Here is a 24,857-nt window from a genome sequence, read left to right on the forward strand (position 1 = left end):
CAGCATCATGCAGAAGATACCGGTATCGGTCGTCGTCATGACGAAGAACGAGGAACGCAACATCAACAAATGCCTGAAGGCGCTGGTCGAATTCGACGAGGTTTTCGTGGTGGACTCCAACAGCACCGACGCCACCTGCGCGATGGCGACGGCGCTGGGCGCCAAGGTCTCGAATTTCCAGTGGAACGGCAAGTATCCCAAGAAGAAGCAGTGGTGCCTGGAGCAGCTGCCGTTCTCGCATCCCGTGGTGCTGTACGTGGACGCGGACGAAGAGATGACGCCGGGCCTGGCCGCCGAGATCCGCGAAGTCCTGCCGCGCTTCGCGGCGGGCGCGGGCGGCGCCTTCGTGCCGTTCGACTACGTGTTCTGCGGCAAGAAGCTGGAGCACGGACACCGCGTCTACAAGCTGGCGCTGCTGGCGCGCGACCGCTCGCGCTTCCTGGACTACGACGACCTGGACGTGGCCCACATGTGGGAAGTGGAAGGCCACTACCAGCCGCAAGTGGAAGGCGAGACCTTCGCCCTGCGCGAGCGCATGGTGCACAACGACCATGACTCGCTGTTCCACTACTTCGACAAGCACAACCGCTATTCCGACTGGGAAGCGAACCTGCGCACCAAGGGCCTGATGAACGATCCGCGCGAGGCCAACGTGGGCGCACGCGCCCTGCTCAAGCGCATCTTCCAGGCCATGCCGTTCAAGGCGCCCATTTCCTTCCTGCATTCCTACGTCTTCCGCCTGGGCTTCCTGGACGGCAAGGCCGGCTACGACTACGCGGTGGCGCGGGCCATGTACTACTGGCAGATCGGCATCAAGACCGAGGAGATCCAGAAGGCGCGGCAGGCCAGCGCAGCCGCCGCGCGCGACGACGCCGTGGCGGGGGCCGCCAAATGAGCGCCCTGCAACGTCTGGACCGTTTCGCGCTGGCGCCTGGCCAGCGCGGCCGCTCCGCCCTGACCGTGCAGCTCTGGTGGACGGTGCAGGCGACGCTGTTCCGCTGGTCGCCGCAGGTGGCCTATGGCTTTCGCCGCTGGCTGTTGCGCTGCTTTGGCGCGCAGGTCGGCCGCAAGGTCCTGATCCGGCCCACCGCCACCGTGACCTATCCGTGGAAAGTCGAAATCGGCGACTACGCCTGGATCGGCGACGACGCGGTCATCTACAGCCTTGGCCCCATCCATATCGGCGCCCACGCCGTGGTGTCGCAGCGCAGTTACCTGTGCGCCGCCGACCACGATGCGGGGCAGCCTGAATTCCCTTTGCGCGAGCGCGCGGTGCGCATCGAGGACGGCGCCTGGGTGGCGACCGACGTGTTCATCGGCCCCGGCGTGACCGTGGGACGCGAAGCCGTGATCGGCGCGCGCAGTTCGGTGTTCCGCAACATGCCTCCCGCCATGATTTGCCACGGCAACCCATGCCGTCCCATCCGCCCGCGCCAGGCTGGCCCGGCATGAAGATCCTCATCTACGGCATCAACTACGCGCCCGAACTCACCGGCATAGGCAAGTACAGCGCCGAGCTGGCGGAATGGCTGGCCGCGCGCGGCCACGAGGTCAGCGTGGTGACGGCCCCGCCCTACTACCCGCAATGGCAGGTGCATGAGGGCTACCGCGCCGGCCGCTACCGCAAGGAAATCCTGCGCGGCGTCACCGTGCGCCGCGCCCCGCTCTGGGTGCCCGGACGTCCGGGCGGCCTCAAGCGCCTGATACACCTGGCCAGTTTCGCCCTGTCCAGCCTGCCGTCGCTGTTGCGCGCCGCCGCCGGGCGGCCGGACATCATCCTGGTGGTGGAACCCGCGCTCTTCTGCGCGCCCGCCGCCTGGCTGGCCGCGCGGCTTTGCGGCGCCCGCGCCTGGCTGCACATCCAGGATTACGAAGTCGACGCCGCATTCGAGCTGGGGCTGCTCAAGGGCGCCGGCCTGCGCGCCATGGTGCTCCGGGCCGAACGCTGGCTGATGCGCCGCTTCGACCGCGTCTCCACCATATCCAACCGCATGCTGGACCTGGCGCGCGCCAAGGGCGTGGACCCGGGCCGCGCCGTGCTGCTGCCGAACTGGATCGACGTGGATGCGATCGCGCCGCATGCCGGCGGCGGCCGCTACCGCGCCGAACTGGGCATCCCGGACGACGCCATCGTTGCGCTGTATTCGGGCAACATGGGCGGCAAGCAGGGCTTGCAGACCCTGGCCGACGTGGCCCGCAGGCTCGGCCGCGAGACTCGCTTGTGGTTCGTGTTCTGCGGCCAGGGACCCGAGCGCGCGCCGCTGCAACAGCAATGCGCGGGCCTGGCCCGCGTCGTCTTCCTGGATCTGCAGCCGGCCGGACGCCTGGGTGAATTGCTGAACACCGCCGACATCCATCTGTTGCCGCAACGCGCCGGCGCCGCCGACCTGGTGATGCCGTCCAAACTGACGGGCATGCTGGCCAGCGGCCGGCCGGTGGTATGTGGCGCCTCGCCCGGCACCGAGTTGGCCGGCGTGGTGGCGCGCTGCGGCCTGCTGACGCCGCCCGAAGACGGCGCCGCCATGGCCGAGGCCGTGCGCAAGCTCAGCTACAACGCGCAAATCCGCGAAACGCTGGGCGCTGCGGCGCGCCAGTACGCGCAGGCGCATCTGCACGTGGACAGCGTGCTGGCCGCGGCCGAGCAGGAATTCGCCAGCCTCATCGGCGCCAAGGGCAAACCCGCGGGCCGCGCGGCGCAATCCGACGCCAACACCGGCGCCTGATCGCGCGCGTAAGCCATCGACGCCCTGCGGGGCTCAAGTTCCTTGCGGCGGTTGTTGATGGGTTGCGCGCGCTCGAAGCCGGGGCTCCTGCATCGGAACGCCCGCGCTTCGCCGATCCTACGCGTCGGGATCGTGCTTGGCTGGCGCCGAGCCATTGCCGCTTCTGACCAGCCCCATCTGCACCGCGATGTAGGCCGCCTCCGCCTGGTTGCGCGCGTTGAGCTTCCAGTACAGGGTGCGCGCATGGCTTTTTACCGTGGCCACGGAAATGCCGACCTGCTGGCCGATCTCCCGCATGGTCTTGCCCTGTACCAGCAATTGCAGGATCTCTTCCTGCCGTTGCGTCAATTCCCTCAGTTCCTGGGTTGGCGGATGCGAGGCGCCCTGAGGTCGGGCCGCCGGCTGCGGATAGCATTCGCCGCCCGCCATCACCAGGCTGACCGCAGCGGCCAGCGCATCGGGGCTGGAGGCCTTGGGCATATAGCCCGCGACCCCGGCCCGCGCACACGCCGCCATGACGCCCGGGTCCAGTACCGAGTAAAGCACCAGCACCAGCCGCGGCATGAAGAACGCCATCGACTGGGACAGGAGGCCAACGTCCTGCTCGGCCAGGCCGCTGCAACCCATCACCAGCAACTCGACTGGGCGGTTGATCGAACTGGACATGGTGAGCAATTGGGCTGGCGAGATGGCCAGAATGTCATCGGTGTTCCGCGCACGCTCCAGCACATGCTGGATCGCGACACGGAGCAGAGCGTAGTCTTCGATCAGTACGGTTGTCATCCCGGGGGGAACCTTGTGACGCATGGCCCATACACGGTTCCCATGACGCTGGCGCATCATTGCTGCAACGGCAGGCTGCTGGCGTCACCGACCTCACGGGAATCTCGTCCGCGGCGCTGGATCGCGATGGCGAGGCGGAGTGGTTCGCCTTCTCGATCCAGACTTGCGGACACAACCCATGCTATCAGCGGCTACGTTCGCTGAATCTCGTTCAGGAGGATGATTGGTGGAGGAAAGCAGCAGCACCGCGACCGCCGATACTGCTGTGTATGAATTAGCCAGGATGGCTATGCGCATTCCCGGCAGCAAAGGAACGCGAACGTCCCAGGCTGCCGGGCAGGCAGCGCGACCCGCCCCGGTTACCCGAGTTTGCGCCCATAAAGCTGCCCGGCGTCCACATCCCTGCCATTGGGTTCATGCCATTCCAAGGTCGCGCCGCGCTGCAGCGCCGCGTATACGGCTTCGCCCTTGTTCTTGACATGCAAGCGCTGGTAGAGCGTGCACGCATGCGTCTTGGCCGTGGCCACCGAAATGTTCAACATCCTGCTGACAGTCTTGATCGGATAACCGCGCGCCAGCAACACCAGCACTTCATACTGGCGCGGCGTGATCTGCAACAGCTGCGCGCCGGCGCTGACGGGCATGGAACCCTTGCTGGCGGCGGCATCGTCGGCGTCCCTGGCCGGCAAGGCGCAGACCGCTTGCGCGGGAGCCTGCAATGCCTGTTCGCTGGGGAAGCACTGTCCACCCGCCATGACCAGGCGGATGGCCGCTTCAAGAATCTCCACCGAGGCCGTCTTCATCAGGCAACCGTAGACGCTTGCCCCGGGCAAGCCCTGCACCGGCATGGGCAGGGGCATCACGTCAGTCAGCAGCAGGATCCGCTTGGGCGTGAGCACGCGCTGGATTTCATGCAGCGCGCTCCATGCTTCGTCGGTATCCACCGGCAATCCGTATATCAGCAGATCGGCGCCCGCGTGCACGCCGTCCGCCTTGGAGATGTCAGCCAAACCCATCCCCTCGATTTCCCACACATCATCCAACTTGCTCAGAATCTGCCACAACCCCAACCGCAGGAGCGGATGGGCTTCAATCAGGACCATCTTGGCCATGGTGTCCTCCCGGTTTTTCGACGGGCCTAGAAGGGATCTTCGCTGTGCTGAAGACTATTTTTTTTCCAACCCTGCGATGCGAGTCCGCAATATTCCGGAATATCTAATGAAGCTGAACCGGAGCATTTGGGCTGGGAGACTTTGGTAGCCAACATAACGGATGGCATGGACCCATCTTATGGTTCGAAATTGTCAAAATCAAGACGTTTCGGCTCGATATAATCCGACAAAAACAGAAATCATTCGTTAGCCTTAATCATCATCGTAAATATGGAGGAGACGCGCTCCTCAGCCGTTCCGGCGCTAGGGTTTTCACCAGGAATTCCCCATACGAAGCTTGCGCTTTTCCTATGGAACATGCAGGACGGACGCGGGCTTCCGACTAAGGCAGGCCTTTGTTACAGCCGTAAAAAAGCCGCGCCGCGGCATCCGCCGGGAGCGGCCTGGAAGTTCCGGAACCAGGGCAATAACTCTCTATATGTTTCCGCGGACACATCGAGCCCGTGCGTTCTTCTTGTAATCGAAATATAGGTAACATTTTTATTTTTGCGTTTCCGGCACGATTTACTCCATATAGGCGAAGTCAAATACCGTATGGCCGCCCTGATGATGCCAATGGTGCATCGAAGCATGGCGTTTTCTCAGGAAGCTCGCGTAGTGGATTTCGCCGTCCGTTTCCACGTAGGTGGATGGCGACAACTCCTCGATCCGGTTCAGCGACACGCCCTTGCCGTAGTGGCAGAAGCCTTGGTACTGGGCGCAACGGATCACCTCTCCCCCAGGCGACACAACGATTCCGGCGTTGCGCGCCCGCATCGGGTTGCGGACGATTGGGTTGCAGGCATGCGGCGTCCACTCGGTCGAGCGCGGCGAATCCGAGAAAAACGCGAATAGCTCATCGCAATGGCTTTGGCCGTCGGTCCGGTCGATATTGGTTAATAGCCACCAATATTCGCCATGTTTGAAAATAATGGTATCGACAGCGGATATATTCGTCATCAGATTTACATCGAGCTCCCACTTAAGCGGAAAATCGGTGCATTTCCATAGCTCTATACTGCGATTTCCGCAGGTTTCCGGCACCATGTAAGTGACGCCTTCGTGCTCGAATATATATGGGAACGACAAATGGTAGGGCAGGTTCAAGGCCGTACCCAGCAGGCGGAAAGCCCCGTCAGAGTAGGTCGCGACCGAGATCGTTCCCTTGCGGGAGGTAAAATCGTAATCCTCGAAAAATATATATGGCTTTTTATCCTGGGTATATACAAACGGATCTGCGAAGAATCTGCCCTTGGGCGGCTGCAATACCATGGCCTCGGACACCACCGCCTGCTGCCGGGCCGATGGAAACATACCGATCCGCCATCGCACATTGCGCTTCATGACGCGCCGCACAATCAAATCCGACATTAACCACGCCTGGCGCGCAATATATGCGACGCTATTCCACTCCACCGGATCCTCGCGCCGCAAGCCGCTCATGATCTGCATGGCGGGTGGCGCAACCCCTTGCTTGACGCGGGCCAGCGCCTGCAACGCGTCGTACACCATGAAATTTCCCAGGCTGAACGCGCGCGCCTGATTCTTCAGCCAGAACACTTCAGTGTTGAAACTGCGCTGGTCCAGCAGTTCGTCCTGATCCTCCCGCGGCCCCACGCGCCAGAGTTTCACCGTGGTGTGGTCTTCGCGCTGGAAGACCTCCCAGAAGCCGGCATAGCGGCTTGTCGCCACGGCAATATCTGAATAACTCAGCTGCCATACGCCCAGGCGCGCCCAGTCCGTGATTTGTTCGCGGGTAGCCGGCGATGCGCCCAAGGTGATGACCAGATCCAGGCCCAGCGCCGCAACTTGGCGCTGCGCCTCGGCTGCGGGCAGGCCAGGCGCCAACGGCAGGACAGCGGCCGTATCCGGCGGCAAGCTTGCGCGCATGTCGCGGCAGGCCAGCGTCTGCCGCTGCTTGGCCGGCAACAGCCGCGCTTCCAGGCGCGACAAGGCGCCAAACAGGGCGCGCGTACCCAGGCGGGGGGCCTTCTCCCCGCCTTCCATGTTCATCACCAGCAAAGCAGCGACTTCAAAATCCTGGCTATGCGCGAGCCACTCCACCATCTCATGCATCCAGCCGGGTTGCTCGTACCCGTCAACCAGCAGTCCCACTTTGTAGGTTTTCATTTCTCCTGCTCCTGTGCCAGGGCGTCTCGGCGTTCCGTCCGTTACGGCGAACGGGCTAGCCGTTGTGTATTCAGGGGCGCGACAGATTCTTCTCTTCGCGCTGATACTGCGGGGTTTTGCGCGTCCCTTCCAGACCACATTCATCCTAGGTCGGCAGTCCGAGGACGAATGGCTCAGGATCGTGCGCAAACACTAGGAAATTGCTACTCCCTACGCATGAGATTCGTCATCCCTCTGGTGGAGTTCGGCGAAAATCCGGCCGGTCCAGAAGGTGCGACACGAGTGTCGCTAGTGGTAAACCCTATTGGGGATAGCCGAGGCTCGCGTATCAGCCTTCTCTCACGCATAATTGTTTTTAAACGAACGTTTGAATTCAACCTTATGCAAGAAATCAGACCGTCCCTTACCCGTGAATCCATCCTGGATACTGCCGAGGCCTTGTTTGCCCAGCAGGGACACGATGGCACCTCGATGCGCCAGATCACCACGGCCGCCGGCGTCAATCTGGCGTCGGTGAATTACCACTTCGGCTCCAAGGAGTCACTCGTACAGGCGGTGCTCAAACGGCGCCTGGAAGTGCTGAATCGCGAGCGTTTGCGACTTTTGCGTTTGCGACTTTTGGATGAACTCGAGGCGCACGCCGAAGGCAGGCCGCTGAAGCCGTCGCAGATCGTGGACGCTTTTTTCGGCACGCTGCTGCGCCTGGCGGCCGATCCCGCCCAGGCCGGCAGCACTTTCCTGCCTCTGCTTGAACGCACCATGACCGACCCCTCGGATTTCATCCGCGCGCTGTTCGCGGAGGAATACGCGGATGTGCTGGAGCGCTACCGCAACGCATTGTTCGCAGCCCTGCCAGACGTGCCCCGCGCGGAGATCGTATGGCGCTTCCAGTTCATGCTTGGCGCCACGTCGTACGCCATCATCGGCACCGACCTGCTGCGCTCGGTCACCGGCTGGACCATCGACGACGCCGAACAGCCCGATAACCCGAACCTGCTGCTGCCGCGCCTGATGAGCTTCCTGCTCGGCGGCCTGCGCGCGCCGCTGCCGCAGGTGCCCTGAGCGCGACGCGCCCGCAGACGGAACAGAACCTCCACGGAGACAAGAAAATGAACGCAGTCATCCTCGCCCTGGTCATCGTCGCGCTGCTTGCCGCGGTCGTGCTGGGCGTGCGTCCCATCCGCCGCGCCCTGCTGTCCGCTCCGATCTTCAATCTGTACCGCAAGGTGCTGCCGCAGATGTCGGACACCGAGCGCGATGCGCTCGAAGCGGGTACGGTCTGGTGGGAGGGCGAATTGTTCCGCGGCCGCCCCGACTGGAGCCGCCTGCTGGCCTATCCCCGCCCGCGCCTGAACGATGACGAACAGCGCTTTCTCGACGTCCAGGCCGAAGAGGCTTGCCGCATGGTCAACGACTGGCACGTCACCCAGGAAAGCTACGACCTGCCGGCCGAAGTCTGGAGCTACCTGAAGACCCAGGGTTTCCTGGGCATGATCATTCCCAAGGCATACGGCGGCCTGGGATTCTCGGCCTATGCCCACTCCGAAATCGTGACCAAGCTGTCGACGCGCTCGTCGGCCCTGGCGGTATCGGTCATGGTGCCCAATTCGCTTGGCCCCGCCGAACTGCTGCTGCATTACGGCACCGACGAACAGAAGAACCACTATCTGCCGCGCCTGGCGCGCGGCGAGGAAGTACCCGCCTTCGCGCTGACCAGTCCCTGGGCCGGTTCCGACGCCGCCGCCATCCCCGACAGCGGCATCGTCTGCAAGGGCGAATGGCAGGGCCGCGAAGTAATAGGCATGAAGGTCACCTGGGACAAGCGCTACATCACGCTGGCGCCCGTGTGCACCCTGCTGGGCCTGGCGTTCCGCCTGTACGATCCCGACGGCCTGTTGGGCGGCGCGAAAGACCTGGGCATCACCTGCGCGCTGGTGCCGCACGACCATCCCGGCGTCGACACCGGCCGCCGCCACTTTCCGCTGAACGCCATGTTCATGAACGGCCCCACGCGCGGCACGGACGTGTTCATGCCGCTGGACTTCATCATCGGCGGCCCGGCCATGGCCGGCCAGGGCTGGCGCATGCTGATGGAATGCCTGGCAGCGGGGCGCTCGATTTCGCTGCCCTCGTCCAACACCGGCATGTCCAAGCTGACGACGCGGGCGGTAGGCGGCTATGCGCGCGTGCGCAGCCAGTTCCGCACGCCCGTCGGCAAGTTCGAAGGCGTGGAGGAAGCGCTGGCGCGCATCGGCGGCAACACCTACATGATGGATGCCGCGCGCAGCATGACGGCGGGCGCGGTGGACCTGGGTGAAAAGCCCTCGGTCGTGTCCGCCATCGTCAAGTACCACGTGACCGAGCGCGCGCGCCAGGTCGTCAACGACGGCATGGACGTCATCGGCGGCAAGGGCATCTGCCTGGGACCGTCCAACTTCCTCGGCCGCGCCTATCAGCAGATTCCCATCGGCATCACCGTCGAAGGCGCCAACATCCTGACGCGCAGTCTGATCATCTTCGGCCAGGGCGCGATCCGCTGCCATCCCTACGTGCTGGCTGAAATGCAAGCCGCGCAGTCGCCCGACCGCAAGCGCGGCCTGGACGATTTCGACCGCGCCTTCTGGGGCCACGTGGGCTTCGTCGCGAAGAACAAGCTGCGCGCCTTGGGCACGGCGCTCACCGGCGCGCGCTTCGTCGGCGTCAACGCCGACGTCGCACCCGACATGAAGCGCTACTACCAGCTGCTCAGCCGCTATAGCGCGGCCTTCGCTCTGCTGGCCGATACGTCGATGCTGGTGCTGGGCGGCAGCCTGAAGCGCCGCGAGCGCCTGTCGGCGCGCCTGGGCGACGTGCTGTCGCAGATGTACCTGATCAGCGCCACGCTCAAACGCTTCGAGGACGAAGGCCGCCAGGCGGCCGATGCGCCGCTGGCCCACTGGTCGATCCAGGATGCGCTGTACAAGTTGCAGGAAGCCATCGAAGGCGTGCTCGACAACTACCCCAACCGCTTCGTGGCCTGGAGCTTGCGCCGCCTGGTCTTCCCCTGGGGCCGCACGCAATCCCTGCCGTCCGACCAACTGGGGCAGGACGTGGCGCGGCTGCTGATCAACCCGAGCGCGACGCGAGACCGCCTGACCGCGGGCTGCCATCTGCCGGCGACCGAAGCCGAACCCGTGGGCGCGATCGAACTGGCCCTGGCCGCCACGCTGGACGCCGAACCCATCGAAGCCAAGATCCGCGAACTTGAAAAGCGCGGCGCGCTTGACGGCAATCCGCAGGCCAATGTGCGCGACATCGCCGACGCCGCCTTCGCCATCGGCGGCATCACCCCGGAAGAATTTGCAGTGGTGAAACGCCGCAACCGCTTGCGCGACACGGTGGTGAAAGTGGATGATTTTCCCTTTGACTTGCGCGCCGCGGACCAGGGCAGCCCCGCGGCCGAACGCAGGGTCGCCTGAAGGAGGCAGCGGATGGCATTCAAACCGGTTTACGTCGTCGACGGCGCCCGCACGCCTTTCCTGAAGGCGCGCACCGGCCCAGGCCCCTTCGCCGCCGGCGATCTCGCCGTGCAGGCCGGGCGCGCCCTGCTGCTGCGCCAGCCCCATGCGCCCACGGACCTGGACGAGGTCATCGTGGGCTGCGCCGCGCCGTCCCCCGACGAAGTGAACATCGGCCGCGTGATCGCGCTGCGCCTGGGCTGCGGCAACAAGGTGCCGGGCTGGACCGTGATGCGCAATTGCGCCTCGGGCATGCAGGCGCTGGATTCCGCCATCGCCAATATCCAGTCCGGCCGTTCCGAACTGGTGCTGGCCGGCGGCACGGACGCCCTGTCGCGCGCGCCGGTGCTGTACTCGGATGAGATGGTGCGCTGGCTGGCCAGTTGGTATGCCGCCCGCGGCATGGGCGCCAAGCTCGCGGCATTGGGCCGCTTCCGACTGCGCAACCTCGTGCCCGTCATCGGCCTGCTCAAGGGCCTGACGGACCCGGTGGTCGGCCTGTCCATGGGACAGACCGCCGAGAACGTCGCGACCCGCTTCGGCATCGACCGCGCGGCGATGGACGCCTATGCGGCCCAGAGCCATGCGCGCGCGCTGGCGGCCCGCGCGGCCGGCGCGCTGGGCGAGATCTCGCCGCTGATCGACACGCAAGGCAAGCTGTATCCCGACGACGACGGCGTGCGCGAGGACTCCACGCCCGAAAAACTCGCCAAGCTCAAACCCGTGTTCGACAAGCCCTGGGGCAACATCACCGCGGGCAACAGCTCGCAGGTGACGGACGGCGCCGCAATGCTGACGCTCGCTTCCGAGGAAGCGGTGCGCAAATGGAACTTGCGGCCGCTGGGCCGCATCGTCGACAGCCAGTGGGCCGGCCTCGATCCCGCGCAGATGGGCCTGGGCCCGGTGCATGCGGCCACGCCGATCCTGCAACGCCACGGCCTGGGCCTCAATGACCTGGACTTGTGGGAGATCAACGAAGCCTTCGCCGCCCAGGTGTTAGGCTGCCTGGCGGCCTGGCGCGACGATGCCTATTGCCAGGAACACTTCGGCACGCCGGCCTGGGGCGACCTCGATCCGGCCCGGCTCAACGTCGATGGCGGCGCAATCGCCATCGGGCATCCCGTGGGCGCTTCCGGCGCCCGCATCGTGCTGCACCTGCTCGCGGCCCTGAAGCGCCGCGGCGCCAGGCGCGGCATGGCGGCCATCTGCATCGGCGGCGGCCAAGGCGGCGCGATGCTGGTCGAAACCCTGGACGAGGACCGCCCATGACGACACTGGATACGCTATCCCACTGGCGCCTGGACCGCGATGCCGACGGCCTGGCGTGGCTGACCTTCGACCGCGCCGGCAGCGCGGTCAATGCCTTGTCCGCCGACACCATGAGCGAGCTGGCGGTGGTGCTGGATTCGCTGGACACGGCCCCGCCCGCGGGCCTGATCATCCAGTCCGGCAAGGCCACGGGCTTCATCGTGGGCGCCGACGTCAACGAATTCGCCAGCCTGGACACGCCGGAACAGGCGCGCGCGCTGGTCGCGCGCGGCTGGAATCTCTTCAACCGCCTGGCCGCGGTGCGCTATCCCACGCTGGCGTTGATCCAGGGCCACTGCCTGGGCGGCGGCCTGGAGCTGGCGCTGGCCTGCCGCTACCGGCTGGTGGCGGACCAGCCCGGCACCTCGCTCGCGCTGCCCGAAGTGATGCTGGGGATTTTCCCCGGCTGGGGCGGCATGCTGCGCCTGCCGCGACTGATAGGCGCGCCCGCCGCACTGGACATGATGCTGACCGGCCGCGGCGCCGACGCGCGCCGCGCCGCCGCATTGGGGCTTGCCGACGCGCGCGTGCCGCCGCGCCTGCTGCTGGCCGCCGCGCGCCAGACGGTGCTGTCGCGCAAGGCGCCGCGCCGCGCGCGCGGCTTCGGCGACTGGGCCAACCGCTGGCCGCTCAAGGCTATCGTCGCCAGCCGCGCCCGCAAGCAGATCGCCGCCAAGGACCCGCTGGGCCACTATCCAGCCGCGCCCGCCATCGTCGATATCTGGGAAAAGCGCGGCGGCAACGCCCTGCAGGCGCCCGCGCTGATCGACCGCATCATTTCCTCCGACACCGCCCGCAACCTGCTGCGGGTGTTCCGCCTGCAGGAGCGGCTGAAGGCCAACGGCAAACAGGCCGGCATCGCGCCCGCGCGCCACGTGCACGTGGTCGGCGCCGGCGTGATGGGCGGCGATATCGCCGCCTGGTGCGCGCTCAAGGGCATGACGGTCACCTTGCAAGACCAGGACATGGCGCGCATCGCGCCCGCCATCAAGCGCGCCGCCCAGCTCTACTCGCGCCGCCTGAAGGATCCGCGGCTGGCGCGCGCGGCGTTCGACCGCCTGATGCCCGACCCGGCGGGCGGCGGCGTGCCGCTGGCCGACATCGTCATCGAGGCCATCAGCGAACAGCCCGAGGCCAAACGCGCGCTCTACCGTTCGCTGGAACCGCGCATGAAGGCCGATGCCCTGCTCGCCACCAACACCTCCAGCCTGGCGCTGGAAACCTTGCGCGCAGGCCTCGCGCATCCAGAACGGCTGGTGGGCATCCACTTCTTCAATCCCGTGGCCAAGATGCCGCTGGTGGAGGTGGTGCACGCCGAAGGCGACGCAGGCGCCGCGCAAGCCCGCGCCTGCGCCTTCGTCGGGCAGATCGACAAGCTGGTGCTGCCGGTCAAGAGCGCGCCGGGCTTCCTGGTCAACGCCGTGCTGGCGCCCTATATGCTGCAAGCCATGCGCAGCGTGGACGAAGGCTTGGCGCCCGAGGCCGTGGACGCAGCCATGGTGGCCTTCGGCATGCCGATGGGTCCGCTGGAACTGGCCGATACCGTGGGCTTGGACATCGCGCGCGCGGCAGGCGAGGAACTTGCTGGCGGCGCCGAGCCGCCGCGCTGCCTGGCCGAGCGCCTGGCGCGCGGCGACCTGGGCAAGAAGAGCGGCCGCGGCTTCTACGTCTGGCGCGACGGCAAGCCGGCCAAGGGCGCCAGCCCGGCCGGCGCGCCCGCCGGGCTGGCGCAGCGCCTGATCCAGCCGCTGATAGACGCCACGCGCCAGCGCGTGGATGCGGGTATCGTCGCCGACGCCGACCTGGCGGACGCGGGCGTGATTTTCGGAACGGGGTTCGCGCCATTCACGGGCGGCCCCTTGCATTACCAGAGCAGTAACGCATTGCGCGATATAAGACCGGCTGAGGCCGATTAGGACCTGTACCCCCCTAAACCGGACCCACAAGACCGGCAGTGCCATAGAGACATCTATCCATCACGAGGAGGCAGTACCATGAGCAGACGTTCATTGTCCCTGAGCACCTTGTCGGCCCTCGTGGTCGGCCTGGGCGCGACCACGGCAACGCACTCGGCCGGCTTTCAGCTCCTGGAGCAGAACGCCAGCGGCCTGGGCAACGCCTATGCGGGCTCTGCGGCGAATCCGGAGAACGCCAGCATCATCTATTACAACCCGGCGGGCATGACCTACCTGCCCGGCTTCAACGTGTCCGGCGGCGTCAACCTGATCAAGCCGTCCTTCAAGTTTTCCGACAACGGCGACAGCCGCAACCCCAGCATTCCCGGCCTGCCGGGCACCGGCCTGGGCGGATCGCGCCCGACCGGCGGCAACGGCGGCGACGCCGGCAACCTGGGCGTGGTGCCCAATATGTACGCCTCCTGGCAATTGAACGAACAGTGGTACATCGGCCTGGGCGTGGGCGCTCCCTTCGGCCTGATGACCGAGTACGACGACGGCTGGGTGGGCCAGTACCACTCCAACAAGTTCGAGATCAAGACAATCAACGTCAACCCGTCGATCGCCTACAAGGTCAACGAGAAGTTCTCCATGGGCTTTGGCTTGAATTGGCAGCACATCGACGCCAATTACAAGAAGAAGACCGTGCTGCCGGTTCCGGGCCTGCCGCTGGGTACCACTGGCGACGCCGACTTGAACCTCAAGGGCGACGCCTGGGGCTGGAACGTGGGCTTCATGCTGCAACCGACGGAAGACACCCGCATCGGCCTGTCCTACCGCTCCAAGATCAAGCACACGGCCAAGGGCGATACTGACATCACCAGCATCTATCCGCGTGGCAACTCGGTGTCGTTCGACGCCAAGGCAACCGTGTCCCTGCCCGACACACTGATCCTGAGCGCGGCGCACCAGTTGAACGAACGCTGGGAGCTGCTGGGCGACGTCTCATGGACCGGCTGGAGCAGCATCCCCAACCTGAAGATCCGCAACTCGGGCCCTGGCGCGCGCGATGACGAGCTGCCGCTGAACTTCCGCGACAGCTGGCGCGTCGCCCTGGGCGCCAACTACAAGTTCGCGCCCAACTGGAAGTGGAAGTTCGGCGTCGCCTTCGACCAGTCGCCCGTGTACAAGGAAGCCGACCGCCCGACCTCGCTGCCGGACAACGACCGCTACTGGCTCTCGACCGGCGTGCAGTGGCAGGCCACCAAGGACACCACGCTCGACGTGGGCTATACCTATCTCTATCTGCGCAAGACGGACATCGATACGACGTCCGGCAGCCAGCTGACCAAGGGCCGCGTCGCGGGCACCTATGACAGCAATGCCCACATCCTGGGCATACAGCTGTCGTCCCGCTTCTAACCCGCCCCGGATGGCGGACCAGTCCAGTCCGGACCGCCCCGCCATCCGCTTTTTTTCAGGAGACTGCCTTGAGCAAGTTCGTCGTCAAACACGTCGCCGTCCTGGGGGCCGGCGTCATGGGCGCGCAGATCGCCGCCCATCTGGCCAATGCCGGCGTGCCCGTCACGCTGTTCGACCTGGCCGCCCCCGAAGGCGACCGCAACGGCACGGTCAAGAAGGCGATCGCCGGCTTGAAGAAGCTGGAGCCCGCGCCGCTGGCCGGCGCTGCGCGCCTGGCGTACATCACGCCCGCCAACTACGACGACGACCTGGAACAGCTGCGCGGCTGCGACCTGGTCATCGAGGCCATCGCCGAACGCATGGACTGGAAGACCGCGCTGTACGAGCGCATCGCGCCGCACGTGGCCCCTGGCGCCATCATCGCCTCCAACACCTCGGGCCTGTCGATCGACGCGCTGGCCAACGCCCTGCCCGCAGGCCTGCGTGACCGCTTTTGCGGCATCCACTTTTTCAATCCGCCCCGCTACATGCGGCTGGTGGAGATCATCGCCACCTCGCACACCCAGCCCGCCGTGCTCGACCAGCTTGAAACCTGGCTGACCTCGACCCTGGGCAAGGGCGTGATCCGCGCGCTGGACACACCCAACTTCGTGGCCAACCGCATCGGCGTGTTCTCGATCCTGGCAGCGATGCACCACACGGCCCGCCTCGGCCTGGCGTTCGACGAGGTCGACGCGCTGACCGGGCCGAAGATCGGCCGCCCCAAAAGCGCAACTTACCGCACCGCCGACGTGGTCGGCCTGGACACGCTAGCCCACGTGGTCGGCACCATGGAAAAGAACCTGCCGGACGATCCCTGGCACCGCTACTTCACGCTGCCCGAGTGGCTCTCGGCCCTGATCGCCAAGGGCGCGCTGGGCCAGAAGACGGGCGCCGGCGTCTACCGCAAGCAGGGCAAGGAGATCCAGGTGCTGGACCTGAAGGCCCAGGATTACGCGCCCGGCTCCGGCAAGCTGGCCGACGAAGTCGCCGCCCTGCTGAAGGAACGCGACCCGGGCAAGCGCTTTGCCGCGCTGCGCGCCAGCAGCCACCCCCAGGCCCAGTTCCTGTGGAGCCTGTTCCGCGACATCTTCCACTACAGCGCCGTGCAGCTTGAACACGTGGCCGACAACGCGCGCGACCTGGACCTGGCCATGCGCTGGGGCTTCGGCTGGGCCCAAGGTCCGTTCGAGACCTGGCAGGCCGCCGGCTGGCAGGCCATCGCCGCCGCGGTTGCCGAGGACATCGCCGCCGGCCAGGCCATGAGCGACGCGCCGCTGCCCGCCTGGGCGCTGGAACCGGACCGTCAGGGCGTGCATGCGCCGCAAGGCTCCTATTCCGCGCGCACCGGCCAGTTGCGCCCGCGCTCGACGCTGCCGGTGTACCGCCGCCAGTTGTTCCCCGAGCGCGTGTATGGCGAAGGCGCCAGCGAGCGCGGCGTCACGATCTGGGAAAACGAAGGCGTGCGCCTGTGGAACCTGCCGCAGGCCGACGCCGGCGTCGCCATCCTCTCGGTCACCTCGAAGAATCACACCCTGGGCGCCGAAGTGCTGGAAGGCATCCTGCAAGCGGTGGCGCGGGCCGAGCGCGAATACGACGGCCTGGTCATCTGGCATGACGCGCCCTTCGCCGTGGGCGCCAACCTGCAACAGGTCGCCGAGGCCTGCGCCGCCGGCCAGTGGGACATGCTGGAGGCCACGGTCGAAAAATTCCAGCGCACCTCGCAGTCGTTCAAGTACGCGCAGATTCCCACCGTGGCGGCCGTGCAAGGCATGGCGCTGGGCGGCGGCTGCGAGTTCCTGATGCATGCCTCGCATCGGGCGCTGGCGCTGGAAAGCTATGTCGGGCTGGTGGAAGCCGGCGTCGGGCTGATTCCGGCCGGCGGCGGCAGCAAGGAATTCGCCGGCCGCGCCGCTGCCCTGGCGGCCGCGACCGCCACGCCGGGCGAGGTCTTCCCCTACCTGCAGCCGGTGTTCCAGACCATCGCCATGGCGCAGGTCGCCAAGAGCGCGCGGGAAGCCATCGCCGCGGGCTTCGCCCGCGAGCACGACATCGTCGTGTTCCATCCCGACGAGTTGCTGTACGTCGCCATCGGCCAGGCCCGCGCCGCGGCCGAGGCCGGCTACACGCCGCCGCCCCGCCTGCGCGACATTCCCGTCGCCGGCCGCAACGGCATCGCCAACTTCGAAATGGTGCTGGTCAACATGCGCGAAGGCGGCATGATCAGCGCTCACGACTACCGCGTGGCGCGCAGCGCCGCCGTCGCCCTGTGCGGCGGCGAGGTCGAAACCGGCGCCAAGGTCGACGAGGAATGGCTGCTGGCGGTGGAACGCAAGGAATTCGTGGCGCTGCTGCGCACGCCTGAAACGCAGGCCCGCATCCGCCACACCCTGGACACCGGCAAGCCCCTGAGGAACTGACATGAGCAAGCAGATTCAAGACGCCTACATCGTCGCCGCCACGCGCCTGCCGGTGGGCAAGCGCAACGGCGCCTACATCACCACCCGTCCCGACGACATGCTGGCGGCCGCGCTCAATGGCGCGCTGGCCCAGGTCCCGGGCCTGGATGCCGCGCGCATTGACGACGTCATCGCCGGCTGCGCCATGCCGGAAGCCGAACAGGGCATGAACGTGGCCCGCATCGGCCTGCTGCTCGCCGGCCTGCCGCAAAGCGTGGCCGGGGTCACCGTGAACCGCTTCTGCGCCTCCGGCCTGCAGGCGGTGGCGGACGCCGCGGCCCGCATCCGCACCGGCGAAGCCGACATCATGATAGGCGCGGGTACCGAATCCATGAGCGCCATGCCGCAGATCATGGGCAACAAGGTGTCGATGAACCCGGCCATCTTCGAACACCAGGAGAACATCGGCATGGCCTTCGGCATGGGCCTGACCGGCGAAAAAGTCGCCGAACGCTGGAAGGTCTCGCGCGAGGACCAGGACGCCTTCGCCCTGGCCTCGCACCAGAAGGCCTGCGCGGCCATCGCCGCCGGCCATTTCCGCGCCGAGATCACGCCCTATGAGACCGTATCGCGCCAGCCCGGCGACGCCAGCGGCACGGTGCGCGTCACACGCCGCCTGGTCGAGGTGGACGAGGGTCCGCGCCCGGACAGCAGCGCCGCGGCGCTGGCCCGGCTGAAGCCCGTGTTCGCCGCGCGCGGCAGCGTTACCGCCGGCAACAGCTCGCAGATGTCCGACGGCGCCGCCGCCGTGATCCTGGTATCCGACCGCATCCTGCGCGAATTCAACCTCAGCCCGCTGGCGCGCTTTGCCAGCTTCGCCGTGGCCGGGGTGCCGCCCGAGGTCATGGGCATCGGTCCCGTCGCGGCCATTCCCAAGGTGCTGCAACGCGCCGGTATCGGCCAGGACGCGCTGGACTGGATCGAACTGAACGAAGCCTTCGCCGCCCAGTCGCTGGCCGTCATCCGCGAACTGAAGCTGGATCCGTCCAAGGTGAACCCGCTGGGCGGAGCGATCGCGCTGGGCCACCCGCTGGGCGCCACGGGCGCGATCCGCACTGCCACCATCACCCACGGCCTGCGCCGCACGGGCGGCAAGTACGGGCTGGTGACCATGTGCATCGGCACTGGCATGGGCGCGGCGGGCCTGTTCGAGGCGATGTAGGCGGAGCGACGCGGAGCATGAAGCCCTATTGGTTCAAGAACCTGTCGCCGACCTGGCGGGCGCGCCTGATGCGGGTGGGGTTCAACCTGCATCCGGCGTTCCGCGCCACTGGCGGCAAAGTGGTGCATGTGTCCGCGGACTTCCACCATATCCGCATCAAGCTGCCGCTGCTGCGGCGCACCCGCAATATCGTCGGCTCGATGTATGGCGGTTCGCTATTCGCCGTGACCGATGGCGCCCACCCCACGATGCTGATGTCCGCGCTGGGCGCGGACCATATCGTGTGGGACAAGGCCGCCTCCATCCGCTACCGCAAGCCGGCGTACGCCACGCTGTACGTGGACTTCCGGCTTGCGCCCGGCGAAATCGCGGAAATCCGCGCGATCCTGGCGCGCGACCATGAAACCACCCGGACCTACACGGTGGAACTCAAGGATCGCGACGGCGTGGTCTACGCCGTCGTGGAACGCACGATCTATATCGCAGACAAGAAGTTCTACAAACAGAAGAACACTGGAGGAGACTCATGCGCCGTATCCCCGGAGGGCGAACCCTCGCCCTGAGCCTGATGTTTGCCGCCTGCCTGGCCGGCGCCCCCGCCCAAGCCGCCGACCTGGAAGTCGCCGGCGTGCGCGTGCCGGACAGCCTGTCGGAGGGCGGCCGCGCGCTGGTGCTGAACGGCGCCGGCGTGCGCACCAAGTTCGTCGTCAAAGTCTACGTGGCCGCGCTGTACGCCACCGCGAAAAGCAGCGATGCGGCCGCGCTGATCAACAGCGATGAACCGCGCCGCATGCGCTTGCGGCTGCTGCGCGACGTGGACAGCAAAAGCCTGGACGAAGCCCTGCAGGACGGATTGCGCGACAATACGTCCACACAGGAACTGGCCGAGCTGAAAGCGCCGGCCGGCCGCCTGTCCGCCCTGATGGCGGAAATCGGCTCGGTGCGCGAAGGCGACGTGGTAGACCTGGATTTCGACGCCCGCGGCGTCGCGGTCATGGATAACGGCAAACTGCGCGGCCGCATCGACAGCCCCGCATTCGCGCGCGCCCTGCTGCGGGTCTGGCTGGGCGAAAAGCCCGCCCAAGCCTCCCTGAAAAAAGCCCTGCTGGGCGGCTAGCGCTCCAGGCGCGTCTTGCAGTACAGGCCCTAGACGGAAATCCGGTAAATGGAACGAATCTGGCAGAAAAGCTATCCCGCGGGCGTACCCGCGGAGATCGAGATGGACGGCGTGACGACGCTGGTGTCGGTCGTGCGCGAGAGCTGCCGGCGCTACGCCGGCAAGACCTCGTACATCAGCATGGGCAAGTCGCTCAGCTATGCCGGGCTGGACCGGCTGACGCGCGACTTCGCCGCCTGGCTGCACGCCAATGGCCTGGGCCGCGGCGACCGTGTCGCGCTGATGATGCCCAACCTGCTGCAGTACCCCGTGTGCCTGTTCGGCGCCCTGCGCGCCGGCTGCGTGGTGGTCAACTGCAATCCGCTCTATACCCCGCATGAGCTCCAGCACCAGTTGGCAGACTCGGGCGCCCGCGTCATCGTGGTCGCGGATAACTTCGCCGCCACGGTGCAAAACGCCCTGGACGGGACCGCGATAGAGCGCGTGGTGGTGACGTCCATCGGCGAGCTGCTGGGGCCGCTCAAGGGGCGCCTGGTGGATTTCGTGGTCCGCCGCGTCAAGCGCATGGTGCCCGCATGGTCCCTGCCCGGCGCCGTCCGGCTGGGCGATGCGCTGCGCGCCGGAGGCGCCGCGCCTTTCACGGAAGTGGCGCTGGACCAGCGCGACCTGGCCTGCCTGCAATACACCGGTGGCACCACCGGCGTGGCCAAGGCCGCCATGCTCACGCACGGCAACCTGGTGGCCAACCTGAACCAGGCCTATGCCTGGGTCAGGCCGCTGGTGACCGAAGGCGAGGAATGCATCGTGACGGCCCTGCCGCTGTATCACATCTTCGCGCTGACGGCGAACTGCCTGACCTTCATGAAGATGGGCGCCAGCAACCTGCTCATCATCAACCCGCGCGACATCCCCGGGCTGGTCAAGGAAATGCGCAAGGTGCCGTTCTCGGCCTTCACGGGCGTAAACACACTGTTCAACGCGCTGCTCAACAACCCGGATTTCGCGCGCCTGGATTTTTCGCGGCTGCGCCTGACGATGGGCGGCGGCATGGCGGTGCAACGCTCCGTGGCGGACCGCTGGCGCGCCGTCACTGGCCGTTCGCTGGCGCAGGCCTACGGCCTGACCGAAACCTCACCCGCGGTCACGATCAATCCGCTGGACGTGCAGGAATTCACCGGATCGATCGGCCTGCCGGTGCCGTCCACCGAAATTTCCATCCGCGACGACGAAGGCCGTGAACTGGGCATAGGCGAGACCGGCGAAATCTGCGTGCGCGGCCCCCAGGTCACGCAGGGCTATTGGCAACGGCCCGACGAAACCGCGCTGGTGCTGTATCCGGATGGGTTCCTGCGCACCGGCGACGTCGGCTACGTGGACGAGAAGGGTTACGTGTTCCTGGTGGACCGCAAGAAGGACATGATTCTGGTGTCCGGCTTCAACGTCTATCCCAACGAGGTCGAGGACGTGGCTGCCCTGCATCCGGGCGTGCGCGAAGTGGCGGCGGTGGGCGTGCCAGACGAGCGCTCGGGCGAAGCCGTCAAGCTGTACGTGATCCGCAAGGATCCCGCGCTGGATGCCGAAACCCTGATCGCGCATTGCCGCAAGCAGCTGACCGGCTACAAAGTACCGCGCTACATCGAGTTCCGCGATGATCTGCCACGCACCAATGTCGGCAAGATCCTGCGCCGCGAGCTCAAGCCGGCAGCGCAGCAGGCCGCGCCGGCGCCCGTCCGGCAGCCGGGCCAGGCCTGAATCCGCCGGCTCGCCGGGTACGCGAGCCGGCGCCTTGCGCTACAGTCCGGACTACCACTGGCCGAAGTACACCCCTGCCCGCTTGTGGGCGTTGGTGCCCTTTTCCACGGCTTCGTCGCTGATGGTGGTGCGGCGCTTGCCGCGCAGCATCCATTCCAGCAGGCGCTGGCGCAGCGCCTGGCGCGTTTCGGCGTGCGCGCTGCTCGCGCCCAGGTCCTGGTATTCGTCGGGATCGGCCTGCAGGTCGAAGAGCTGCTCGCGCTCGTCCAGCCAGTACACGTAGCGCCAGCGGTCCGTGCGCACCGACCAGGCGCGGGCGTTCTGCGGCGTCTTGCCGCAAAGAACGCGAGCCTGGCGGAAGCTGTAGTCCAGCTCGGAGTACACGCAGTCGCGCCAAGGCGTGGCGATGTCGCGGCCGTGCAGCAAAGTCTGCAATTCGCGGCCCTCCAGCCGGTGGCCAGGCCCGGGCGTACCCAGCGCGCGCAGCACCGTGGGCACCAGGTCCACGCTTTCCACCATGTCGTCCAGCGCGCGGCCGCGCGTGGCGTCAGCCCCGGCCGAAGGGTCCATGACGATGAAGGGCACGCGCTGCGCGGTGTCGTAGAACAGCTCTTTTTCGCCCAGCCAGTGATCGCCGAGGAAATCGCCGTGGTCCGAAGTGAACACGATAAGCGTGTTCTTCATCAGGCCCGCGCCTTCCATGTAGTCGAACAGCCGGCCCAGATGATCGTCCAGCTGGCGGATCAAGCCCTGGTAGGCCGGACGCACCACGCGCACGCAATCGTCGGTGGCAAAGCTGACGCTCTCTTCATGCTGCCGGTAGGCAGCCACCACCGGGTGCGCCGTCTCCAGTTCTTCCCGATTGCGCCGGACCGGCAGGCATTGGTCCGGGGTGTAGCGCTTGTGATAGGGATCCGGCGCCATGTAGGGCCAGTGCGGCTTCACGTAACTCAGGTGCAGCACCCAGGGCTGGCTGCCGCGCCGCTTCATGAAGTCCAGCGCCTGGTCCGTCATGTAAGCGGTCTCGGAATGCGGCTCGGCCACGCGCGCGGGCAGATGCGCGTTGCGCATGTTCCAGCCGCTGACCACCCGGCCGCCCGCGTCGACCGCGGCGATCACGTAGTCGCTCCAGGGGTCCGCGCTCTCGTACCCGTGGCGCCGCAGAAAGGCGGGATAGCCGCTTTCGTCGCCCGGCGCGTGGTGGCCGTCGTAGCGGTCCAGTTCGGCGAAGCCGCCGCGGCTGAGCAGTACGCCCAGCTCGGAGCTGCCGTCGATGGCCAGCCGCTCCATGCCGGCCTTGTCGGGGATGATGTGGGTCTTGCCGGCCAGCGCCAGTTCGCGGCCCTGCCCCGCCAGGTACTCGCCCAGCGTGATCTCGTTGACCGACAGCGGCACGCGGTTCCAGGTAGCGCCGTGGCGCGAGGGATAACGCCCGGTGTAGTAGCTCATGCGCGACGGTCCGCACACGCCCGAGTTCACGAAGGCGCGGTCGAAGCGCGCGCCGCGCGCCGCCAACGCGTCCAGGCTGGGCGTCTGCAGGTAGGGATGGCCATAACAGCTCAGGTGATCCGCCCGCAGTTGGTCGGCCATGATGAACAACACGTTCTGCACATCGCTCATCGCCGTCCTCCTATTGCGTGGCCGTGAAGCCGGATGCGCGCACCACGGGCTCCCATTGCTTGCGGTAGGCGGCCAAGGCGTCGGCCGTGCCGCGCGCATCCAGCGACACCGGTTCCAGGTATGCGGCGCGCACGGCCTCTTGCATGGCGGGCTCGCGTAGCACCGCCGCGATGTCCGCGCCCAGCCTGTCGGCCTTGGCCTGCGGCATCGCGGCCGGCGCGAAGAACGCGTTCCAGCCTTCGGCCGCCAGGTTCACTCCGCCCTCCTTGAAGGTGGGCACGTCCTTCAGTTCGGCATCGCGCGCGTCGCCGGACACGGCAAGGATGCGGATCTTGCCGGCGCGATGCTGCGGCAGCAAGGTGTCCAGCGTATCTATGCCTTGCGGCAGGATGCCCCCTATCAGTTCGGAAATCAGCGGCGCCGATCCGCGGTAGCCGACCACTTCCGGTTCCTGGCCCAGTTCGCGGCCCAGCATCAGCGCGAAGAAGTGCGGCAGGCTGCCGGTGGCCGGCACGCCCACGGCGAACTGCTTGGGGTTGGTCTTCAGCCACTGCCGCAGGCCGGCCAGGTCCTGGATCGGCGAATTCGCCGCCACCGCCAGCGCAAACTTGTAGCTGCTGACCAGCGACACGGGCTTGAAGTCGCGCTGCGCGTCATAGCCGGGTTGGGCGTAGACCAGCGGCGCCACCACCATCACGGCCGGGTTCGCCAGCATCAGTACGTTCTGGCCTGCCGGCGCCGCGTGCAGGGCTTGCGCCGCGATGCGGCCGCCCGCCCCGGTCTTGTTCTCGACCACCACGGGTACACCGACCCGGTCCTTGAGCCGGTCCGCGACCAGCCGCGCGATGCGGTCCGAACTGCCGCCCGGCGGGTAACCCACCACCACCGTCAGCGTCCCGTCCAGCGGGGACTGCTGCGCCCCGGCCAGCGGTGCGGCCCCCGCAAGTACCACTGCCGCGGCAGCGCCCGATATCCATCTACGCATGGTCCACTCCTGGAGACAGTGGCCCGCTGTCGATTATGGTTGTCACTGCATGGCCAATACCCAAATAGGGAAATTGAATTTAGCAACGCGCGCATTTGTTGATCTAATCCAGGACTGCCCATAACGATATGCAGCGCGAACTGCAACGCCACCTGGAGGAAACGCCATGCCGAACATCCCCGAACCCGGCCAACGCCAGCTTGCCGACATGCTGATGTACCGGCTGTACCAGGCGTGGTCGCAATCCAATCCGGTATTCCTGCGCCTGTGCGAAGGACGCTTTGGCATCACGCGCCGCGAATGGCGCGTGCTGGCCTGTGCCGTCGAGGGCGGTACCATGAATTCGGCCGAACTGGCGGCCGCGGCCAAGCTCGACCTGACGCGCACCTCGCGCACCCTGGGCGCGCTATGCGAGAAAGGCTGGCTGCGCCGCCTGCACGACAGCGCGGACCGCCGCGTGGTGCGCGTGGAAGCGACGGCCGAAGGCATCGCCCGCTACGACGCCCTGCTGCCCGAGGTCTCGCGCCTGAACGACCTGCTGGTGCAGGACCTGAGCGATGACGAGGTCGCCTTGCTGCGCAATTTTCTCGGCCGCATCGAGCAGCGCGGCCGCCGCATGGCCGAGGACAATATCGTCTCGGAAAAGGCCAGCCGGCGCGACGGCGGCACCCGCCGGCTGCGGCACGCATGAACGATCTGTCGTACCCCGCCAACAGGCGCGTGGCGGCAACGCCCCTTCCGGATGCGATCGCAAGCCACTGATAGCACGGCATTTTTCTCCTTCCACCTTACTGCCCGGCAAGCTTTGCAGGGC

Annotated in this window: 19 protein-coding genes; 14 read left to right on the forward strand and 5 right to left on the reverse strand. The window is 66.7% G+C overall.

The features are described 5' to 3' along the window. Positions 1-7: 7 nt before the first annotated feature. Genes IPU70_RS14675 through IPU70_RS14685 form a run of 3 tightly spaced genes read left to right on the forward strand, consistent with a single transcriptional unit; the run spans position 8 to position 2,723 of the window. Entirely contained in the window at positions 8-895 is an 888-nt protein-coding gene (locus IPU70_RS14675; protein WP_207468251.1) for a glycosyltransferase family 2 protein, read from the forward strand. After that, positions 892-1,452, forward strand: a complete 561-nt coding sequence (locus tag IPU70_RS14680; RefSeq protein WP_013395117.1) for a putative colanic acid biosynthesis acetyltransferase — start codon at positions 892-894, stop codon at positions 1,450-1,452. The genes IPU70_RS14675 and IPU70_RS14680 overlap by 4 nt, the downstream gene beginning before the upstream one ends. After that, entirely contained in the window at positions 1,449-2,723 is a 1,275-nt protein-coding gene (locus tag IPU70_RS14685; protein ID WP_207468253.1) for a glycosyltransferase WbuB, read from the forward strand. The genes IPU70_RS14680 and IPU70_RS14685 overlap by 4 nt, the downstream gene beginning before the upstream one ends. A 117-nt stretch (positions 2,724-2,840) precedes the next feature. On the opposite strand, the gene IPU70_RS14690 is transcribed toward IPU70_RS14685, so the two are convergent. The 3 genes from IPU70_RS14690 to IPU70_RS14700 all read right to left on the reverse strand — a co-directional run bounded on the left by IPU70_RS14690 (position 2,841) and on the right by IPU70_RS14700 (position 6,787). Further along, on the reverse strand, positions 2,841-3,506 hold the full coding sequence (locus IPU70_RS14690) for a response regulator transcription factor (protein ID WP_207468255.1): 666 nt from the start codon (positions 3,504-3,506) through the stop codon (positions 2,841-2,843). A 359-nt stretch (positions 3,507-3,865) separates the two neighbouring features. After that, positions 3,866-4,618: a response regulator transcription factor gene (locus IPU70_RS14695; RefSeq protein WP_013395120.1), complete on the reverse strand. Its 753-nt coding sequence runs from the start codon at positions 4,616-4,618 to the stop codon at positions 3,866-3,868. Between the two features lie 564 nt (positions 4,619-5,182). Then, on the reverse strand, positions 5,183-6,787 hold the full coding sequence (locus IPU70_RS14700) for a hypothetical protein (protein WP_207468257.1): 1,605 nt from the start codon (positions 6,785-6,787) through the stop codon (positions 5,183-5,185). Positions 6,788-7,168: 381 nt separating this feature from the next. Between IPU70_RS14700 and IPU70_RS14705 the strand changes: the two genes are divergently transcribed. From IPU70_RS14705 to IPU70_RS14750, 10 genes are all read left to right on the forward strand, one after another. Then, on the forward strand, positions 7,169-7,849 hold the full coding sequence (locus IPU70_RS14705; protein ID WP_207468259.1) for a TetR/AcrR family transcriptional regulator: 681 nt from the start codon (positions 7,169-7,171) through the stop codon (positions 7,847-7,849). A gap of 47 nt (positions 7,850-7,896) precedes the next feature. Then, positions 7,897-10,245, forward strand: coding sequence for an acyl-CoA dehydrogenase (locus IPU70_RS14710; protein WP_207468261.1), 2,349 nt, complete (start codon positions 7,897-7,899; stop codon positions 10,243-10,245). A gap of 12 nt (positions 10,246-10,257) precedes the next feature. After that, positions 10,258-11,553, forward strand: a complete 1,296-nt coding sequence (locus tag IPU70_RS14715) for an acetyl-CoA C-acetyltransferase (protein ID WP_207468263.1) — start codon at positions 10,258-10,260, stop codon at positions 11,551-11,553. Further along, positions 11,550-13,508 carry a 3-hydroxyacyl-CoA dehydrogenase NAD-binding domain-containing protein gene (locus IPU70_RS14720; protein ID WP_207468264.1) on the forward strand — a complete coding sequence of 653 codons (1,959 nt, stop codon included), beginning with the start codon at positions 11,550-11,552 and terminating at the stop codon, positions 13,506-13,508. The genes IPU70_RS14715 and IPU70_RS14720 overlap by 4 nt, the downstream gene beginning before the upstream one ends. A gap of 78 nt (positions 13,509-13,586) precedes the next feature. Then, positions 13,587-14,909 (forward strand): OmpP1/FadL family transporter, encoded by a 1,323-nt coding sequence (locus IPU70_RS14725; RefSeq protein ID WP_013395126.1) that lies wholly within the window; start codon positions 13,587-13,589, stop codon positions 14,907-14,909. A gap of 68 nt (positions 14,910-14,977) precedes the next feature. Continuing rightward, on the forward strand, positions 14,978-17,368 hold the full coding sequence (locus IPU70_RS14730) for a 3-hydroxyacyl-CoA dehydrogenase/enoyl-CoA hydratase family protein (RefSeq protein WP_207468265.1): 2,391 nt from the start codon (positions 14,978-14,980) through the stop codon (positions 17,366-17,368). A 1-nt stretch (position 17,369) separates the two neighbouring features. After that, entirely contained in the window at positions 17,370-18,569 is a 1,200-nt protein-coding gene (locus tag IPU70_RS14735) for an acetyl-CoA C-acyltransferase (RefSeq protein WP_207468266.1), read from the forward strand. Positions 18,570-18,586: 17 nt separating this feature from the next. Then, positions 18,587-19,132: a PaaI family thioesterase gene (locus tag IPU70_RS14740; protein WP_013395129.1), complete on the forward strand. Its 546-nt coding sequence runs from the start codon at positions 18,587-18,589 to the stop codon at positions 19,130-19,132. Then, on the forward strand, positions 19,096-19,686 hold the full coding sequence (locus IPU70_RS14745; RefSeq protein ID WP_207468267.1) for a chalcone isomerase family protein: 591 nt from the start codon (positions 19,096-19,098) through the stop codon (positions 19,684-19,686). Before IPU70_RS14740 ends, IPU70_RS14745 begins: the two co-directional genes overlap by 37 nt. Positions 19,687-19,734: 48 nt before the next feature. Further along, complete coding sequence (locus IPU70_RS14750; protein ID WP_207468268.1) at positions 19,735-21,438, forward strand: AMP-binding protein; 1,704 nt, start codon at positions 19,735-19,737, stop codon at positions 21,436-21,438. A gap of 51 nt (positions 21,439-21,489) precedes the next feature. Here IPU70_RS14750 and IPU70_RS14755 read toward each other — a convergent pair whose 3' ends face one another. Then, positions 21,490-23,058 (reverse strand): sulfatase-like hydrolase/transferase, encoded by a 1,569-nt coding sequence (locus IPU70_RS14755; RefSeq protein WP_207468269.1) that lies wholly within the window; start codon positions 23,056-23,058, stop codon positions 21,490-21,492. A 10-nt stretch (positions 23,059-23,068) separates the two neighbouring features. Next, entirely contained in the window at positions 23,069-24,043 is a 975-nt protein-coding gene (locus tag IPU70_RS14760) for a Bug family tripartite tricarboxylate transporter substrate binding protein (RefSeq protein ID WP_207468270.1), read from the reverse strand. A gap of 166 nt (positions 24,044-24,209) precedes the next feature. Here IPU70_RS14760 and IPU70_RS14765 point away from each other — a divergent pair, with 166 nt between their 5' ends. Further along, entirely contained in the window at positions 24,210-24,734 is a 525-nt protein-coding gene (locus tag IPU70_RS14765; protein WP_207468271.1) for a MarR family winged helix-turn-helix transcriptional regulator, read from the forward strand. The last annotated feature ends 123 nt before the right edge of the window (positions 24,735-24,857 follow it).

The organism is Achromobacter sp. SD115, from assembly GCF_017355315.1.
Lineage (GTDB): Bacteria > Pseudomonadota > Gammaproteobacteria > Burkholderiales > Burkholderiaceae_B > Achromobacter > Achromobacter xylosoxidans_B.

Coding starts and splice junctions, on each gene's coding strand:
- IPU70_RS14675 (WP_207468251.1), top strand. CDS start 8: ATGCAGAAGATACCGGTATCGGTCGTCGTCATGACGAAGAACGAGGAA.
- IPU70_RS14680 (WP_013395117.1), top strand. CDS start 892: ATGAGCGCCCTGCAACGTCTGGACCGTTTCGCGCTGGCGCCTGGCCAG.
- IPU70_RS14685 (WP_207468253.1), top strand. CDS start 1,449: ATGAAGATCCTCATCTACGGCATCAACTACGCGCCCGAACTCACCGGC.
- IPU70_RS14690 (WP_207468255.1), bottom strand. CDS start 3,506: ATGACAACCGTACTGATCGAAGACTACGCTCTGCTCCGTGTCGCGATC.
- IPU70_RS14695 (WP_013395120.1), bottom strand. CDS start 4,618: ATGGCCAAGATGGTCCTGATTGAAGCCCATCCGCTCCTGCGGTTGGGG.
- IPU70_RS14700 (WP_207468257.1), bottom strand. CDS start 6,787: ATGAAAACCTACAAAGTGGGACTGCTGGTTGACGGGTACGAGCAACCC.
- IPU70_RS14705 (WP_207468259.1), top strand. CDS start 7,169: ATGCAAGAAATCAGACCGTCCCTTACCCGTGAATCCATCCTGGATACT.
- IPU70_RS14710 (WP_207468261.1), top strand. CDS start 7,897: ATGAACGCAGTCATCCTCGCCCTGGTCATCGTCGCGCTGCTTGCCGCG.
- IPU70_RS14715 (WP_207468263.1), top strand. CDS start 10,258: ATGGCATTCAAACCGGTTTACGTCGTCGACGGCGCCCGCACGCCTTTC.
- IPU70_RS14720 (WP_207468264.1), top strand. CDS start 11,550: ATGACGACACTGGATACGCTATCCCACTGGCGCCTGGACCGCGATGCC.
- IPU70_RS14725 (WP_013395126.1), top strand. CDS start 13,587: ATGAGCAGACGTTCATTGTCCCTGAGCACCTTGTCGGCCCTCGTGGTC.
- IPU70_RS14735 (WP_207468266.1), top strand. CDS start 17,370: ATGAGCAAGCAGATTCAAGACGCCTACATCGTCGCCGCCACGCGCCTG.
- IPU70_RS14740 (WP_013395129.1), top strand. CDS start 18,587: ATGAAGCCCTATTGGTTCAAGAACCTGTCGCCGACCTGGCGGGCGCGC.
- IPU70_RS14745 (WP_207468267.1), top strand. CDS start 19,096: ATGCGCCGTATCCCCGGAGGGCGAACCCTCGCCCTGAGCCTGATGTTT.
- IPU70_RS14750 (WP_207468268.1), top strand. CDS start 19,735: ATGGAACGAATCTGGCAGAAAAGCTATCCCGCGGGCGTACCCGCGGAG.
- IPU70_RS14755 (WP_207468269.1), bottom strand. CDS start 23,058: ATGAGCGATGTGCAGAACGTGTTGTTCATCATGGCCGACCAACTGCGG.
- IPU70_RS14760 (WP_207468270.1), bottom strand. CDS start 24,043: ATGCGTAGATGGATATCGGGCGCTGCCGCGGCAGTGGTACTTGCGGGG.
- IPU70_RS14765 (WP_207468271.1), top strand. CDS start 24,210: ATGCCGAACATCCCCGAACCCGGCCAACGCCAGCTTGCCGACATGCTG.